Raw genomic sequence first — 13,998 nt, 5'->3', positions numbered from 1 at the left:
CCCCATGAAGATCATCATCCTCGGCGCCGGCCAGGTCGGCGGCACCCTGGCCGAGCACCTGGCCAGCGAAGCCAACGACATCACCGTGGTCGACACCGACGGCCAGCGCCTGCGCGACCTCAACGACCGCCTGGACATCCGCACCGTGCACGGCAAGGCCTCGTTCCCCACCGTGCTGCGCCAGGCCGGCGCCGACGACGCCGACATGCTGGTGGCGGTGACCAACAGCGACGAGGTGAACATGGTCGCCTGCCAGGTGGCCTACACCCTGTTCAACACGCCGACGCGCATCGCCCGGGTGCGCGAGGCGGCCTACCTGACGCGCACCGGCCTGTTCGACAACGAGGCCATCCCGGTGGACGTGCTGATCAGCCCCGAGCAGGTGGTGACCAACTACATCAAGCGCCTGGTGGAATACCCCGGCTCGCTGCAGGTGATCGACTTCGCCGAGGGCAAGGCCCAGCTGGTGGGCATCAAGGCCCACTACGGTGGCCCGCTGGTGGGCCAGGAGCTGCGCCAGCTGCGCGAGCACATGCCCAACGCGGACACTCGCGTGGCGGCGATCTACCGGCGCAACCGGCCGATCATCCCCCAGGGCGACACCGTGATCGAGGCCGACGACGAGGTGTTCTTCATCGCCGCCAAGGCCCACATCCGCGCGGTGATGGGCGAGATGCGCCGGCTGGAGGAGAACTACAAGCGGATCATCATCGCCGGCGGCGGCAACATCGGCGAGCGCCTGGCCGAGGCCATCGAGAACCGCTACCAGGTGAAGATCATCGAGATGAACCCGGCGCGCTGCCGGCACCTGTCGGACAACCTCGACAGCACCATCGTGCTCCAGGGCAGCGCCTCGGACCGCGACCTGCTGCTGGAAGAGAACATCAACGAGACCGACCTGTTCCTGGCCCTGACCAACGACGACGAGGCCAACATCATGTCCTCGCTGCTGGCCAAGCGCCTGGGCGCGCGCAAGGTGATGACGCTGATCAACAACCCGGCCTACGTCGACCTGGTGCAGGGCGGCGAGATCGACATCGCCATCAGCCCGCAGCTGGCCACCATCGGCACCCTGCTGACCCACGTGCGCCGCGGCGACATCGAGAGCGTGCACTCGCTGCGCCGCGGCGCGGCCGAGGCCATTGAGGTGGTGGCCCACGGCGACGCCAAGTCGAGCAAGGTGATCGGCAAGCGCATCGGCGAGGTGCACCTGCCGCCGGGCACCACCATTGGCGCGGTGATCCGCGACGAGGAAGTGCTGATCGCCCATGGCGACACCGTGGTGGAATCCGGCGACCACGTGATCCTCTTCGTGGTCGACAAGAAGCGTATCCGTGACGTCGAGCGGCTGTTCCAGGCCGGTCTGACGTTCTTCTAGGCTGTAGGCTGTAGGCTGTAGGCTGTAGGCTGTAGGCTGTAGGCTGTAGGCAAGAGCTTGACATGCCGCGACGGCACCGCATGCTGTTCGCCTCTAGCCTCTAGCCTCTAGCCTCTAGCCTCTAGCCTCTAGCCTCTAGCCTCTAGCCTCTAGCCTCTAGCCTCTAGCCTCTAGCCCTATGACCGATCCTCAATCCCTCGAAAAACTCCTCGCCAAAGGCATGGACAACCCGCTGCTGCGCTTCGGCCTGGGCAAGGGCTACCTGGACGCCGGCGATGCGGCGAAGGCCGCCGAACACCTGCGCCGCTGCGTGGAGCAGGACGCGAAGTACTCTGCCGCCTGGAAGCTGCTGGGCAAGGCCCTGCAGGCCCAGGGCGACCTCGAGGGCGCCCGCGCCGCCTGGACCGACGGCCTGGCCGCGGCCCAGGCCCATGGCGACAAGCAGGCGGAGAAGGAAATGACCGTGTTCCTGCGCAAGCTGGACAAGGCCAAGGGCGGCTGAGTCCGCGGCACCTTGTAGGAGCGGGCCCTGCCCGCGATTCGCGCGCAGGGCGCGCTCCTACAGGTGCAGACGAAACGCCATCGTAGGATGGGTTGAGCGAAGCGATACCCATCACCCCAGCCCGATGGGTTTCGCAAGCTCAACCCATCCTACGAAGAGCGCCTGGGCGTAGGGCGTACAACCGTTCGCGGTTGTACGCCATTGCCATGGCCTCAGAGCACCTCCGCCGCCACCGCGTCCACCGCGGCCTTGGCGATGCCCACTACCTCGTCCGCCTCGGCGCGGCTCAGCACCAGCGGCGGGGCGAAGCCGAGGATGTCGCCGTGGGGCATGGCGCGGGCGATCATGCCGCGCTCCAGGCACGCCGCCGAGACCTTCGGGCCCACCTTCAGCGCCGCGTCGAAGGGCGTGCGCGCCTCGCGGTCGGCCATGAACTCCAGCGCCGCCAGCATGCCGTCGCCGCGCACCTCGCCCACCAGCGGGTGGCCTTCGAAGGCCTGGCGCAGTTGCTGGTTGAGGTAGCCGCCGACGTCCGCCGCGTTGGCGGTGATGTTCTCGCGCTCGAGGATGTCCAGGTTGGCCAGCGCCGCCGCCGCGCAGATCGGGTGGCCGGAATAGGTCCAGCCGTGGCCCATGGCGCCTTCGCGGGTGGAGGCGCTGTCGATCACGTCCCAGACCTTCTCGCCGACGATCACCGCGGACAGCGGCGCATAGGCGCTGGTCAGGCCCTTGGCGGTGGTGATCAGGTCCGGGCGCATGGCGTAGCGCTGGCTGCCCATCTTGTCGCCCAGGCGGCCGAAGGCGCAGACCACCTCGTCGGCGATCAGCAACACGTCGTACTTCGCCAGCACCGCCTGGATCGCCTCCCAGTAGCCCTTGGGCGGGACGATGATGCCGCCGGTGCCCATCACCGGCTCGCCGATGAAGGCCGCCACGGTGTCCGGGCCCTCGGCGAGGATCAGGTTCTCCAGCTCCTGGGCGCAGTGGCGCACGAAGGCCGCCTCGTCCATGCCCGCCGGGGCCTTGTAGAAGTGCGGGCAGAGGGTGTGCCTGACACCTTCCACCGGCAGGTCGAAGTGCTGGTGGAAGCTGGCCAGGCCGGTGAGGCTGCCGGTGACGATGCCCGAGCCGTGGTAGCCGCGCTGGCGCGAGATGATCTTCTTCTTCTGCGGCCGGCCCAGCACGTTGTTGTAGTAGCGCACCAGCTTGACCTGGGTTTCATTGGCGTCGGAGCCGGAGAGGCCGTAGTAGACCTTCTTCATGCCCGCCGGCGCCCAGTCGCGGATGATCCGCGCGGACAGCTCGATGATCGCCTCGGAAGCGTGGCCGACGTAGGTGTGGTAGTAGGCCAGCTGCTTGGCCTGCTCATGGATGGCGTCGGCCACCTCGGTGCGGCCGTAGCCGATGTTCACGCAGTACAGCCCGGCGAAGGCGTCCAGCAGCTCGCGGCCCTGGTGGTCGCGGATGCGAACGCCCGAGGCGCCGGTGATGATGCGCCCGGGCAGGGCGCCGCTGGCGTGGTCGTGGGCGTGGGTGGAGGGGTGCATGAAGTGCGCACGGTCCTGTTCGAACAGCTTGGCGTAGTCGGTCATGGCGGTGTTCTCCTCAGATGGCGCCGTGGTGCAGGCAGAAGTACTTGGTCTCGACGAAGGGCTCGAAGCCTTCGCTGCCGCCCTCGCGGCCCAGGCCCGAGGCCTTCATGCCGCCGAAGGGAATGGGGTGGCCGGTGAACCTGGCGCCGTTCACCGCGACCATGGCGAATTCCAGGCGGCGCATCAGCGGCCACACCTGGTCGAGGCGCTGCCCACAAATGTAGGCGGCCAGGCCGTATTCGCTATCGTTGGCCAGTTCGACGGCCTGCTCCAGGTCGTCGTAGGCCATCACCCCGGCGATGGGCGCGAAGTTCTCCTCGCGCCAGATGCGCATGGCCGGGGTGACGTCGGCCAGCAGCGTCGGCTGGTGGAACCAGCCGCCCAGGGCATGGGGTTCGCCGCCGGCCAGCAGGCGCGCGCCGCGGTCGATGGCATCGCGCACGCGCTCGCCGGTGACGTCGAAGGCCGCCTGGTGCATCAGCGGGCCGATGTCGCTGCGCGGGTCGCTGGCCGGGCCCACGCGCAGTTCGCGCACGGCGGCGGCGAAGCGCTTGAGGAAGGGCTCGTAGAGTTCGCGGGCGACCAGCAGGCGGTTGGCCGCGCAGCAGTCCTGGCCGGAGGTCTGGAACTTGGCGTCGATGGCGAATTTCACCGCCTGCTCCAGGTCGGCGTCGGGCAGCACGATGAAGGGCGCGTTGCCGCCCAGTTCCAGCGCCACTTTCTTCACGTCCTGGGCGGCGGCCTGCAGCACCAGCTTGCCGACGCGGGTCGAGCCGGTGAAGCTCACCGCGCGCACGCGGCTGTCCTGCACCAGGGTTTCCATGGTCATCTGCGGCTCGCCCAGTACCACGTTGAAGGCGCCGGCGGGCAGCCCGGCCTCCTCGGCCAGTTGGGCCAGGGCGAAGGCCGAGTAGGGTGTCTCATGGGCCGGCTTGACCACCACCGTGCAGCCGGCGGCCAGGGCGGCGGCGGCCTTGCGGGTGATCATCGCCGAGGGGAAGTTCCAGGGCGTCAGCAGCACGGCCACGCCCACCGGCTCCATCACCGTGCCCAGGTGGGCGCCGGGAATATGGCTGGGGATGTTGCGGCCGTCCAGGCGCCGGGCCTGTTCGGCGAACCAGGGGATGAAGCTGGCGGCGTAGTCGATCTCGCCACGGGCCTCGGCCAGGGGCTTGCCCTGTTCCAGGGAAAGGATCTGCGCCAGGTCCTCGCGGTGCTGGCGGATCAGCTCGGCCCAGCGCAGCAGGGGCGCGGCGCGCCGGTCCAGGGACAACTTGCGCCAGGCCGGGAAGGCCGCGGCGGCGGCGTCCACCGCGGCGACTATCTGCTCGCGTTCGAGCAGCGGCACATGGCCGATGATTTCGCGGTTGGCCGGGTTCTCCACGGCGATGCTGGCGCCGCTGGCGCTGTGCAGCCACTGGCCGTTGACGTAGCACAGCGACTTGAAGAGCAGGGGATGGGCGTAGGACATGACGGCGTCTCCTCGCAGGTGGCATGGGGACCATCCTAGGGGGAGCGCCGTGGCGGTTTTTTCCTAAGGGCGGGGCGGCGACGGCAATTCTTTCCGCAGATGCGCCGCCGGCTTCGGGTTTTTCGCCCGCCTCAGCAGGCGCTGGCGGAGCGCCGGCCCAGGCCCTGGAGGATGGCGCGCAGCAGCACGCCGTAGAGCGGCACGAAGAGGATCAGCATGACCGCCAGCTTGACGCCGTAGTCCACCGTGGCGATCTCCACCCAGTGCTGCGCCATGAAGGGGTTGTCGCTGCGCCAGAAGGCGATGGAGAAGAAGGCGAAGGTGTCCAGCAGGTTGCCGAACAGCGTCGACACCACCGGGGCGATCCACCACTGGCGCAGCCGGCGCAGGCGGTCGAACACCTGGATGTCGAGGAACTGGCCGAGCACGTAGGCCAGGAAGCTGGCCAGGGCGATGCGCGCGACGAAGGTGTTGAACTCGCCCAGCGCGGCGAAGCCGCGGTAGCCGCCGTCCTGGAACAGCACCGAGACCACGTAGGAGGCCAGCAGCGCCGGCAGCATCACCCGGGCGATGACGCGCCGCGCCGGGCCCTTGCCGAGCAGGCGCACGGTGAGGTCGGTGGCCAGGAAGATGAACGGGAAGCTGAACGCGCCCCAGGTGGTCTGCCAGCCGAACAGGGTCATGGGCAGCTGCACCAGGTAGTTGCTGGCGATGATGACGAGGAGGTGGAAGACGACCAGGCCGGCCAAAGCGCCGCGCCGAGCCGCCGGGGAAAGCGCCGACATGCTGGATCCTTTTTCGTCGATGGGGTGAGGGAACCCATGCCCGGCCCTGTGCCGAGCGGGGCGCATTTTATAGGAGATTGAACTTGGAGTCAGGTTTTTTTGGGTGTTTTTTGTGCAGTGGGGTGGAGGGTTGGTGTAGGAGCGAGCTTGCTCGCGAATGGAGTTTTGCCGGGAGTCGTGGGTGCAGGGATTGAGAACGCCCTCTCCCTAACCCTCTCCCTGAAGGGAGAGGGGACCGTTGGGCAGAAACGGCTGTTCTGGAGTTAGCCGGCAAGCACGTAGTTCAAGGTTGGAACCCTGACCTGTCTCGGCACAGACTAGCCCCCTCTCCCTTCAGGGAGAGGGCTGGGGAGAGGGGGCGGAGCCAAGCCATTACACCGAAGCCACCGGTAGGCACCTGTTCGCGAGCAAGCTCGCTCCTACGAAAAGAAAACAGCGCGGCATCAGGCGCCTTCCAAGGCCTCCGCCGGTACCGCCGTATCCAATGTCTTGATCACCTTGGTAACGATGTAGGTGAAATACCGCTCGATCCCCAGGTCCTCCAGCAGCAGCTGGTCGATGAAGCGCTGGTAATGATCGATGTCCCGGGCCTGGATCATCGCGATGTAGTCCACCCCGCCGCCGGTGGCGTAGCAGAAGCCCACTTCCGGCGCCTGGTGCAGGCGCTGTTCGAAGCGGCGCATGTCCTGGGCCGTATGGCGGCCCAGGGTGATTTCCACCAGCACCTGCTGCTGGCGGAACAGCGCCGGCCAGTCGATCTGCGCGCGGTAGCCCTTGATCAGGCCGGCCTCCTCCAGCTTGCGCACGCGCTCCCAGGCCGGGCTGACCGAGAGGTTGATGGCCTCGGCCAGGCTGGACTTGGTGATGCGCCCGTCGCCGGCGAGGATGCGCAGGATCTTCAGGTCGTAGCGGTCGAGCTTGGTCATCGCCACCTCCGGCGCCGTGGCGCGCGCATCAGTCCAGGACCTCGGCGACCACCGCCAGGGTGTCGCCGCTCTGCACCAGGCCGGGGAAGTGCCGCGCGGCGAGGATGCCGCTGCGCCTGGCGCGGTACTCCACCGGCGCGGCGCCGGTGCGCAGCAGGTCGTGGACCCGCGCCAGCACCTCGCCGCGCTCCACGCGCTCGCCCAGGTCGCGGCACATCTCCAGCAGGCCATTGTGTTCGCTGGCGACGAAGCAGTCGCCGTCGGGCATGTCGAGCATCACCGAGGGCGCGTGCTCGACCTCGCCGCGCAGGATGCCGGCCTGCACCAGCACGTTGCGCACGCCGCGGCGGGCGATGGCCACGCTGCGCGCGGTGCTGCTGCCGCCGCCGCCCAGTTCGGTGGTGACGAACAGCTTGCCCTGCTCCTCGGCGGCGCTGTCGTACATGCCCACCGCGTCCAGCTCCAGCATGCGCATGGCGTAGGGCGCGGAGAACGCCCGCATCAGCGCCTCGCAGCCTTCCTGCTGGGCCTTGTCCGGCAGCACGTGGCAGGCGGCGAAGGGCAGGAAGTCGAGGGTGCGGCCGCCGGAGTGGATGTCCAGCACCAGGTCGGCCAGCGGCAGCAGGGTGCGCTGGAAGTAGTCGGCGATCTTCTGCGTCACCGTGCCGTCCGGGCGGCCGGGGAAGCTGCGGTTGAGGTTGCCGGCGTCGACCGGCGAGGTGCGCTTGCCGGCGAGGAAGGCCGGGGTGTTCATGTACGGCACGATGATCACCCGGCCGCGGATGTCCTCGGCGCGCAGTTCCTGGGCCAGGCGGCTGAGCGCCACCGGGCCTTCGTACTCGTCGCCGTGGTTGCCGCCGGTGAGCAGCGCGGTGGGGCCCGCGCCGTTCTTCACCACGCAGACGGGGATCATCACCGCGCCCCAGGCCGAGTCGTCGCGGGAATAGGGCAGCTTGAGGTGGCCGTGCTGCACGCCGTCGCGCTCGAAGTCGACGCTGGCGGCGATGGGGTTGTCGCGCAACTGGTTCATGGCCTCACTCCTTGACGAACAGCTGGCGCGGGTAGTCGCAGAAGGTCTGCACGCCGCCGTCGGTGATCAGGATGCTTTCGGTGATCTCCAGGCCCCAGTCGTCCATCCACAGGCCGGGCATGAAGTGGAAGGTCATGCCCGGTTGCAGCACGCTCTCGTCGCTGGGGCGCAGGCTCATGGTGCGTTCGCCCCAGTCCGGCGGGTAGCTGATGCCGATGGGGTAGCCGCAGCGGCTGTCCTTGTGGATGCCGAACTTCTGCAGCACGCCGAAGAAGGCGCGGGCGATGTCGCCGGTGGTGTTGCCCGGCTTGGCCGCCTCCAGGCCTGCGGCGATGCCTTCGACCACGGCCTTTTCCGCGTCGAGGAAGTGCTGCGGCGGCTTGCCCAGGTAGACGGTGCGCGACAGCGGGCAGTGGTAGCGCTTGTAGCAGCCGGCGATCTCGAAGAAGGTGCCGGCGCCGCGCTGGAAGGGCGTGTCGTCCCAGGTCAGGTGCGGCGCGCTGGCGTCGGCGCCGGTGGGCAGCAGCGGGACGATGGCCGGGTAGTCGCCGCCGTGGCCGTCGGCGCCGAGGATGCCGGTGCTGTAGATCTCCGCCACCAGCTCGTTCTTGCGCATGCCCGGCTCGATACGTTCGAGGATGTGCGCGTGCATCTTCTCGACGATGCGCGCGGCGATGCGCATGTATTCGATCTCGCGCGGGGATTTCACCGCGCGCTGCCAGTTGACCAGCGCGGTGGCGTCGACGAAGCGCGCCTGCGGCAGGTGGGCCTGCAGCGAGCGGAAGGCGGCGGCGCTGAAGTAGTAGTTGTCCATCTCCACGCCGATGGCCAGCGCTTCCCAGCCCCGCGCGGCGATGACCTCGCGGGCCAGGTAGTCCATGGGGTGGCGCTCGGTGGACTGCACGTAGTGGTCGGGGTAGCCGACGATGTTGTCGGCCTGCATGAACACGGTGCGCCGCGCGCCATTGGCGTCCTGGCCGCGGCCGAACCACACCGGCTCGCCGTCCAGCGCCAGCAGCACGCACTGGTGCACGTAGAAGGACCAGCCATCGTAGCCGGTGAGCCAGGCCATGTTCGACGGGTCGCTGACCAGCAGCAGCTCGATGCCGCGCTGCTGCATGCTGGCGCGGACCTTGGCCAGGCGCTGGGCGTATTCCTCCCGCGCGAAGGGGAGGTTGACGACGATTTCGGGCATGCGGAAATCCTCTGGGTGAGTGGTGTCACGGGGGCTCTTGTAGGAGCGAGCTTGCTCGCGAATCCGCCCAGCGCCGGCGCGGCCGAAGAATCTGTTCGCGAGCAAGCTCGCTCCTACAGGTGTTTGTCCGGTATGAAGCGGTCAGCTGTGGAACTTGAACCCCTTGCCCATGCGCTGCGCGCGCTGGAAGGCCAGGCCGGCGATGGCGGTGTCCTGGGCGCCGGTGCCGGTGAGGTCGCAGAGGGTCACGTCCCGGGGGCTGCGGCGGCCCGGGCGCTGGCCGGCGATGACCTGGCCGAGCTCGGCGAAGTCGGCGCCCGCCTCCACCAGCCCGGCCGCGATGGCGTGGTGCAGTTCGCCGAGCACGCGGGTCTGGCTCAGGCGGTCGGCGACGTAGCAGTCCAGCGCCGCCAGCGCGTCGGCGGCGATCTCGTTCTTGTGCTCGGCGTCCGAGCCCATGGCGGTGATGTGCAGGCCCGGGCGCAGGTGGCGCTTCTGGATCAGCGGCTCGCGGCTGGGCGTGGTGGTGATGGCGATGTCCGCGCCTTCCAGGGCTTCGTCGACGCTGGAACAGGCGACCACCGGGATACCCAGGGCGGTGCTCAGCTCGGCGGCGCACTGGTGCGCCTTGGCCGCGTCGCGGGCCCAGAGGCTGGCGCCCTCGATCGGCCGCACCAGGCACAGCGCCTTGAGCTGCAGGCGCGCCTGCTCGCCGGCGCCGAGGATGGCCACGCGGCGGGCGTCCTCACGGGCCAGCCACTTGGCGGCCACGGCGCCGGCGCAGGCAGTGCGCACGGCTGTGAGGTAGCCGTTGTCCAGCAGCAGGGCGTCGAGCAGGCCGGTGTGCGCGGACAGCAGCATCATCATGCCGTTGAGGCTGGGCAGGCCGAGCTTCGGGTTGTCGAAGAAGCCCGGGCTGACCTTGATGGCGAAGCGCGGCAGGCCCGGCAGGTAGGCGGTCTTCACGTCCACCTCGCCGTTGTGCTCGGGGATGTCCAGGCGCAGGATCGGCGGCATCGCCACCGCCGCCGTGGCCAGCAGGCGGAAGGCCTGCTCGACGGCGTCGAGGCTTTCAGTGTCCAGCGCCACGCAGGCGCGCAGGTCGGCTTCGCTGAGCAGGGTGACGTCAGCCATGCAGGTCTTCCTCGATGATGCGTTGGTGTTGTTCGATGGCGATGTTGCGGCCGCTGACGACCACCACCACCGGCCCTTCGGCGCTGATGCGGCCTTCCAGCAGCGCGGCTATGCCCACCGCCGCGGCGCCTTCGACCACCTGGCGTTCCTCGCGGTAGGCGTGGCGGATGCCGGCGGCGATGGCGGGTTCGTCGAGCAGGTGCAGCTCGTCGCAGTGAGCGCGGGCGAGGGCGAAGGTGTAGCGGTTGTCCAGGCCGATGCCGCCGCCAAGGGAGTCGGCGAGGCTCGGCAGTTCCTCCACTTCCACGGGCTGGCCGGCTTCCAGGCTGGCGGCCATGGCCGCGCCGCGGCGCATGCTGATGCCGTGCAGGCGGATCGACGGGTCGGCCGCCTTCAGCGCCACGGCCACGCCGCCGAACAATCCGCCGCCGGAGAGCGGCACCAGCACCTGGCGCACCTGCGGCAACTGTTCGAGGATTTCCAGGCCCAGGGTGCCCTGGCCGGCGATGATCTGCGGGTGGTCGAAGGGCGGCAGCAGCGCCGCGCCCTGTTCGCGGGCGATGCGCTCGGCCTCGGCCTGGGCGTCGTCCTGGCTGTTGCCGACGATGCGCACCTCGGCGCCGAGGGCGCGGATCGCCTCGACCTTGTTCGCCGGCACCAACTGCGACAGGCAGATGGTGGCCGGCACGCCCAGCACGCGGGCGGCATGGGCGAGGGCGCGGCCGTGGTTGCCGGTGGAGGCGGCGACCACCCCGCGGGCCTTCTGCGCGTCGTCCAGTTGGGCGATGGCGTTGCTGGCGCCGCGCAGCTTGAAGCTGCCGGTGGCCTGCTGCGACTCCAGCTTCAGGTACACCGGCGCGCCCAGCAGCGCGGAGAGGCTGGGCGAATGCTCCAGCGGCGTCTGCCGCACCAGGCCGCGGATGCGCTGGCGGGCGCGGTACAGCTCGATCAGGGGGATCTCGTTGGCCATGGCGGCCTCCCGACAATGCAGTCGGGCCGAGTGTATGAGCGGGAAATTGTCGCGATGAATGTACTAGGACGATGTCGTGGAGATTGTCATTCGTCGTGGTAATGGGCGATGGGTATCGCTTCGCTCAACCCATCCTACGGGGCCTCGAACCCACCTGTAGGAGCGGATCTCATCCGCGAATCGCGCCGGGACGTCCGGCTATCGCGGACAAGGTCCGCTCCTACGGGGAGAAATACCGTACTTCCCAGTAACTTGTAGGAGCGGGCCCTGCCCGCGATTCGCGCGCAGGGCGCGCTCCTACAAGGGGACGGGGCGGCGGCCCGTTCAGAAATCGTGGATCTTCGGGTACTGCTCGAACAGCTCGCGCATGTCGTCCAGGGCCTGGGCCATGCGTTCGTCGCTGCATTCGGCGCCCATGCACAGGCGCACTGCGCGCGGGCGGGGCGTGCCGCGGACCATGAAGGGGTCCGGCGAGGTCACGGCGATGTGCCGGTGGCGCAGTTCGCGCACCAGGCTGTCCAGCTCCCAGTGCTCGGGAATGCCCATCCAGCAGCTCAGGGATTGCGGCGCATGGCCCAGCAGGTGTTCGGCGAAACGCTCGGACACCAGCGCCTGGCGCGCCGCCAGCAGGCGCCGCTGGCGCTCCACCAGGGCCTGGGCGTTGCCGTTGTGGATCCAGCGCGTGGCCACCTCGGCCAGCAGCGGCGCGGCCATCCAGCTGTTCACCCGCAGGATGCTCTCGGTGCGCAGGGCCAGGCGCCGCGGCACCACCAGGTAGCCGATGCGCAGGCCGGTGAGCACGCTCTTGGTGAAGCTGGTGCAGTAGAACGACAGCTCCGGCAGATAGTGGCTCAGCGGCGGTGCACGGTCCTCGCCCAGCAGCGGGCCGTAGACGTCGTCCTCGATGACGTAGACGCCGAAGCGCTGGGCGATGGCGGCGATCTCCCGGCGCCGGGTGTCGCTCATCAGGCTGGAGGTGGGGTTGTTCAGGTTGGGCGTGCACACCAGCGCGGTGATGCGCTCGTTGGCGCAGAGGTCCTCGAAGTGCTCCGGGTCGATGCCCTCGCGGTCGACCTCCACGCCCTTCAAGGTGAAGCCGAGCACCTGGGAATTGCCGATCACCCCGTGGTCGGTGAGCTGCTCGCAGAGCACCACGTCGTCCGGCCCGGCCAGGGAGGCGAGGGCGAGGAATACGGCGTGGGCGGCGCCATTGGTGATCAGCAGGTCGTCGCGCTCGCAGCGCAGGCCTTGCTGCGCCAGCCACTGCGCCGCCGCCTCGCGGTGGCTGTCGAAACCGGCGATCGGCCGGCAGGCGCGCATCCACGGCTGGTCCGCCTCCTGCGCCAGCTGGCGGCAGGTGTCCTGCCACAGGCGGTCGTGCTCGTCGGTGTGGACGATGCTGGCGATGGAGAAGTCCACCAGCGCGCGCTCGGGGTGGTCGAGCATGTAGCGCGACACGCCCTCGGTCATGCGCCGCGAGACGAAGCTGCCGCGGCCCACCTCGCAACGCACCAGGCCCTGGCGCTCCAGTTCCTTGTATGCGTTGGTCACCGTCTGCACGCTGATGCCCAGGCCATCGGCCACCTGGCGCTGCGGCGGCAGGCGCTGGCCATCGTGCAGGCGGCCCTGTTCGATTTCCGTGGCGATGGCCTGGACCAGCGTCTTGTACTTGGATTCGCCGACCCGCAGGCCGGCCAGCGCGTGGCGCCAGCTTTGCATGATGGGCATTCCCCTTCGACCTCGGCACAGGGTGATGGATCAGGGCATTTCCATGGATTGTCCTAGTGCAATTCCGGCGCCGGAAAGCCTTTTGTATGCTCGGGCCGACCAGCCGCCCATGCCGCCGCCCCCGCGGCACAGGGCCGGCGCAGAAAAAAGCCATGGATGGGCGCGTCGCGACAGGCGGTTTTTTCCGCCGCGACGGCGCCGATCGGGAACAGCCGCAAGGCCGGACGGCTTAGTCTGCAACGCAACGAATGCCCTCTGTCGGGGCAGTACTTCGGAAGGCCCGCCCGGCGGGTCCCAACATAAGAACAACAGTCGCACGACATCGCTACCTGCCATCCACCGCCGCGTCCCAACACCACAACAAGGCCGGCACGAGAAGATCAGGAGATCCGAAGATGAGTACCGCCCCCCTTTCCCTCCATCGCCTGGGCCTGGCCTGTACCCTGCTGGCGGGCCTTGCGGCCAGCTTCGCCAGCCAGGCCGAGACCACCCTGGAACGCATCCAGAGCACCGGCACGGTGCGCATCGGCTACGCCAACGAGGCGCCCTTCGCCTACACCGAGACCTCCGGCAAGGTCACCGGCGAGTCGCCGGAGATCGCCACCAAGGTGTTCGCCGCCATGGGCGTGAAGAAGGTCGAGCCGGTGCTCACCGAGTGGGGCGCGCTGATCCCCGGGCTGCGCGCCGGGCGCTTCGACGTGATCGCCGCGGGCATGTACATCACCCCGCCGCGCTGCCAGCAGGTGATCTTCACCGACCCGCACTACCAGATCCCCGACACCCTGCTGGTGAAGCGGGGCAACCCGAAGAACCTGCACAGCTACGCTGACGTCGCGAAGAACCCGGACGTGCGCCTGGCGATCATGTCCGGCACCGCCGAGCTGGGCTACGCCCGCGCCGAGGGGGTGAGCGACGATCAGATCGTCCAGGTGCCGGACACCACCGCGCAGCTGCAGGCGGTGCGCGCCGGCCGCGCCGACGCCAGCGTCGGCACCGCGCTGACCATGAAGGGCCTGGCGGCCAAGGGCGGCGACAGTGTCGAGGCCATCGCCGACTTCAAGGACGACCCGGCGCACATCGGCTACGGCGCCCTGGCCTTCCGCCCGGAGGACAAGGACCTGCGCGACGCGGTGAACCAGCAGTTGAAGAAGTGGCTGGGCAGCGACGAGCACCTGCAGACGGTCAAGCCGTTCGGCTTCGACAAGTCCAACCTGACCGACAAGAGTGCCGCCGAGCTCTGCAAACAGTGACCGCAGGGGGCTCCGCCCCCTCGGCCGTTCCGTCGAA

The 13,998-nt window shown here is 69.0% G+C and carries 12 protein-coding genes; 3 read left to right on the top strand and 9 right to left on the bottom strand.

Annotated features, from left to right (window positions below):
- Positions 1 to 4 precede the first annotated feature (4 nt).
- Together trkA and BM060_RS15115 are read left to right on the top strand one after the other, a co-directional pair.
- Positions 5 to 1,378, top strand: a complete 1,374-nt coding sequence (gene trkA, locus BM060_RS15120) for a Trk system potassium transporter TrkA (protein WP_058487932.1) — start codon at positions 5 to 7, stop codon at positions 1,376 to 1,378.
- Between the two features lie 178 nt (positions 1,379 to 1,556).
- Positions 1,557 to 1,880, top strand: coding sequence for a tetratricopeptide repeat protein (locus tag BM060_RS15115; protein WP_074980787.1), 324 nt, complete (start codon positions 1,557 to 1,559; stop codon positions 1,878 to 1,880).
- A 212-nt stretch (positions 1,881 to 2,092) separates the two neighbouring features.
- Here BM060_RS15115 and BM060_RS15110 read toward each other — a convergent pair whose 3' ends face one another.
- The 9 genes from BM060_RS15110 to ehuR all read right to left on the bottom strand — a co-directional run bounded on the left by BM060_RS15110 (position 2,093) and on the right by ehuR (position 12,702).
- Positions 2,093 to 3,472, bottom strand: a complete 1,380-nt coding sequence (locus BM060_RS15110) for an aspartate aminotransferase family protein (protein WP_074980786.1) — start codon at positions 3,470 to 3,472, stop codon at positions 2,093 to 2,095.
- A 13-nt stretch (positions 3,473 to 3,485) separates the two neighbouring features.
- Complete coding sequence (locus BM060_RS15105) at positions 3,486 to 4,943, bottom strand: NAD-dependent succinate-semialdehyde dehydrogenase (protein WP_074980785.1); 1,458 nt, start codon at positions 4,941 to 4,943, stop codon at positions 3,486 to 3,488.
- 131 nt (positions 4,944 to 5,074) lie between these two features.
- On the bottom strand, positions 5,075 to 5,728 hold the full coding sequence (locus BM060_RS15100) for a 7-cyano-7-deazaguanine/7-aminomethyl-7-deazaguanine transporter (RefSeq protein WP_074980784.1): 654 nt from the start codon (positions 5,726 to 5,728) through the stop codon (positions 5,075 to 5,077).
- Positions 5,729 to 6,171: 443 nt separating this feature from the next.
- Positions 6,172 to 6,654 carry an Lrp/AsnC family transcriptional regulator gene (locus tag BM060_RS15095; RefSeq protein WP_074980783.1) on the bottom strand — a complete coding sequence of 161 codons (483 nt, stop codon included), beginning with the start codon at positions 6,652 to 6,654 and terminating at the stop codon, positions 6,172 to 6,174.
- Positions 6,655 to 6,682: 28 nt separating this feature from the next.
- On the bottom strand, positions 6,683 to 7,684 hold the full coding sequence (gene doeB, locus BM060_RS15090) for a N(2)-acetyl-L-2,4-diaminobutanoate deacetylase DoeB (protein WP_074980782.1): 1,002 nt from the start codon (positions 7,682 to 7,684) through the stop codon (positions 6,683 to 6,685).
- Positions 7,685 to 7,688: 4 nt separating this feature from the next.
- Positions 7,689 to 8,879 (bottom strand): ectoine hydrolase DoeA, encoded by a 1,191-nt coding sequence (gene doeA / locus BM060_RS15085; protein WP_074980781.1) that lies wholly within the window; start codon positions 8,877 to 8,879, stop codon positions 7,689 to 7,691.
- A 141-nt stretch (positions 8,880 to 9,020) separates the two neighbouring features.
- Complete coding sequence (locus BM060_RS15080) at positions 9,021 to 10,013, bottom strand: cyclodeaminase (RefSeq protein WP_074980780.1); 993 nt, start codon at positions 10,011 to 10,013, stop codon at positions 9,021 to 9,023.
- A complete protein-coding gene (gene eutB, locus BM060_RS15075; protein WP_074980779.1) occupies positions 10,006 to 10,983 on the bottom strand; it encodes a hydroxyectoine utilization dehydratase EutB in 978 nt (325 codons plus the stop codon). Before eutB ends, BM060_RS15080 begins: the two co-directional genes overlap by 8 nt.
- Before the next feature lie 324 nt (positions 10,984 to 11,307).
- The gene (ehuR, locus tag BM060_RS15070; protein ID WP_074980821.1) at positions 11,308 to 12,702 is read right to left on the bottom strand and encodes a MocR-like ectoine utilization transcription factor EhuR; all 1,395 of its coding nucleotides are present in this window, start codon (positions 12,700 to 12,702) and stop codon (positions 11,308 to 11,310) included.
- Between the two features lie 404 nt (positions 12,703 to 13,106).
- Here ehuR and ehuB point away from each other — a divergent pair, with 404 nt between their 5' ends.
- Positions 13,107 to 13,961 carry an ectoine/hydroxyectoine ABC transporter substrate-binding protein EhuB gene (gene ehuB / locus BM060_RS15065; protein WP_074980778.1) on the top strand — a complete coding sequence of 285 codons (855 nt, stop codon included), beginning with the start codon at positions 13,107 to 13,109 and terminating at the stop codon, positions 13,959 to 13,961.
- The last annotated feature ends 37 nt before the right edge of the window (positions 13,962 to 13,998 follow it).

The organism is Pseudomonas citronellolis (assembly GCF_900112375.1).
GTDB classification, from domain to species: Bacteria; Pseudomonadota; Gammaproteobacteria; order Pseudomonadales; family Pseudomonadaceae; genus Pseudomonas; species Pseudomonas citronellolis.
The sequence above is the reverse complement of the archived record's forward strand: the minus strand, read 5'-3'. Positions and strand labels throughout refer to the sequence as shown.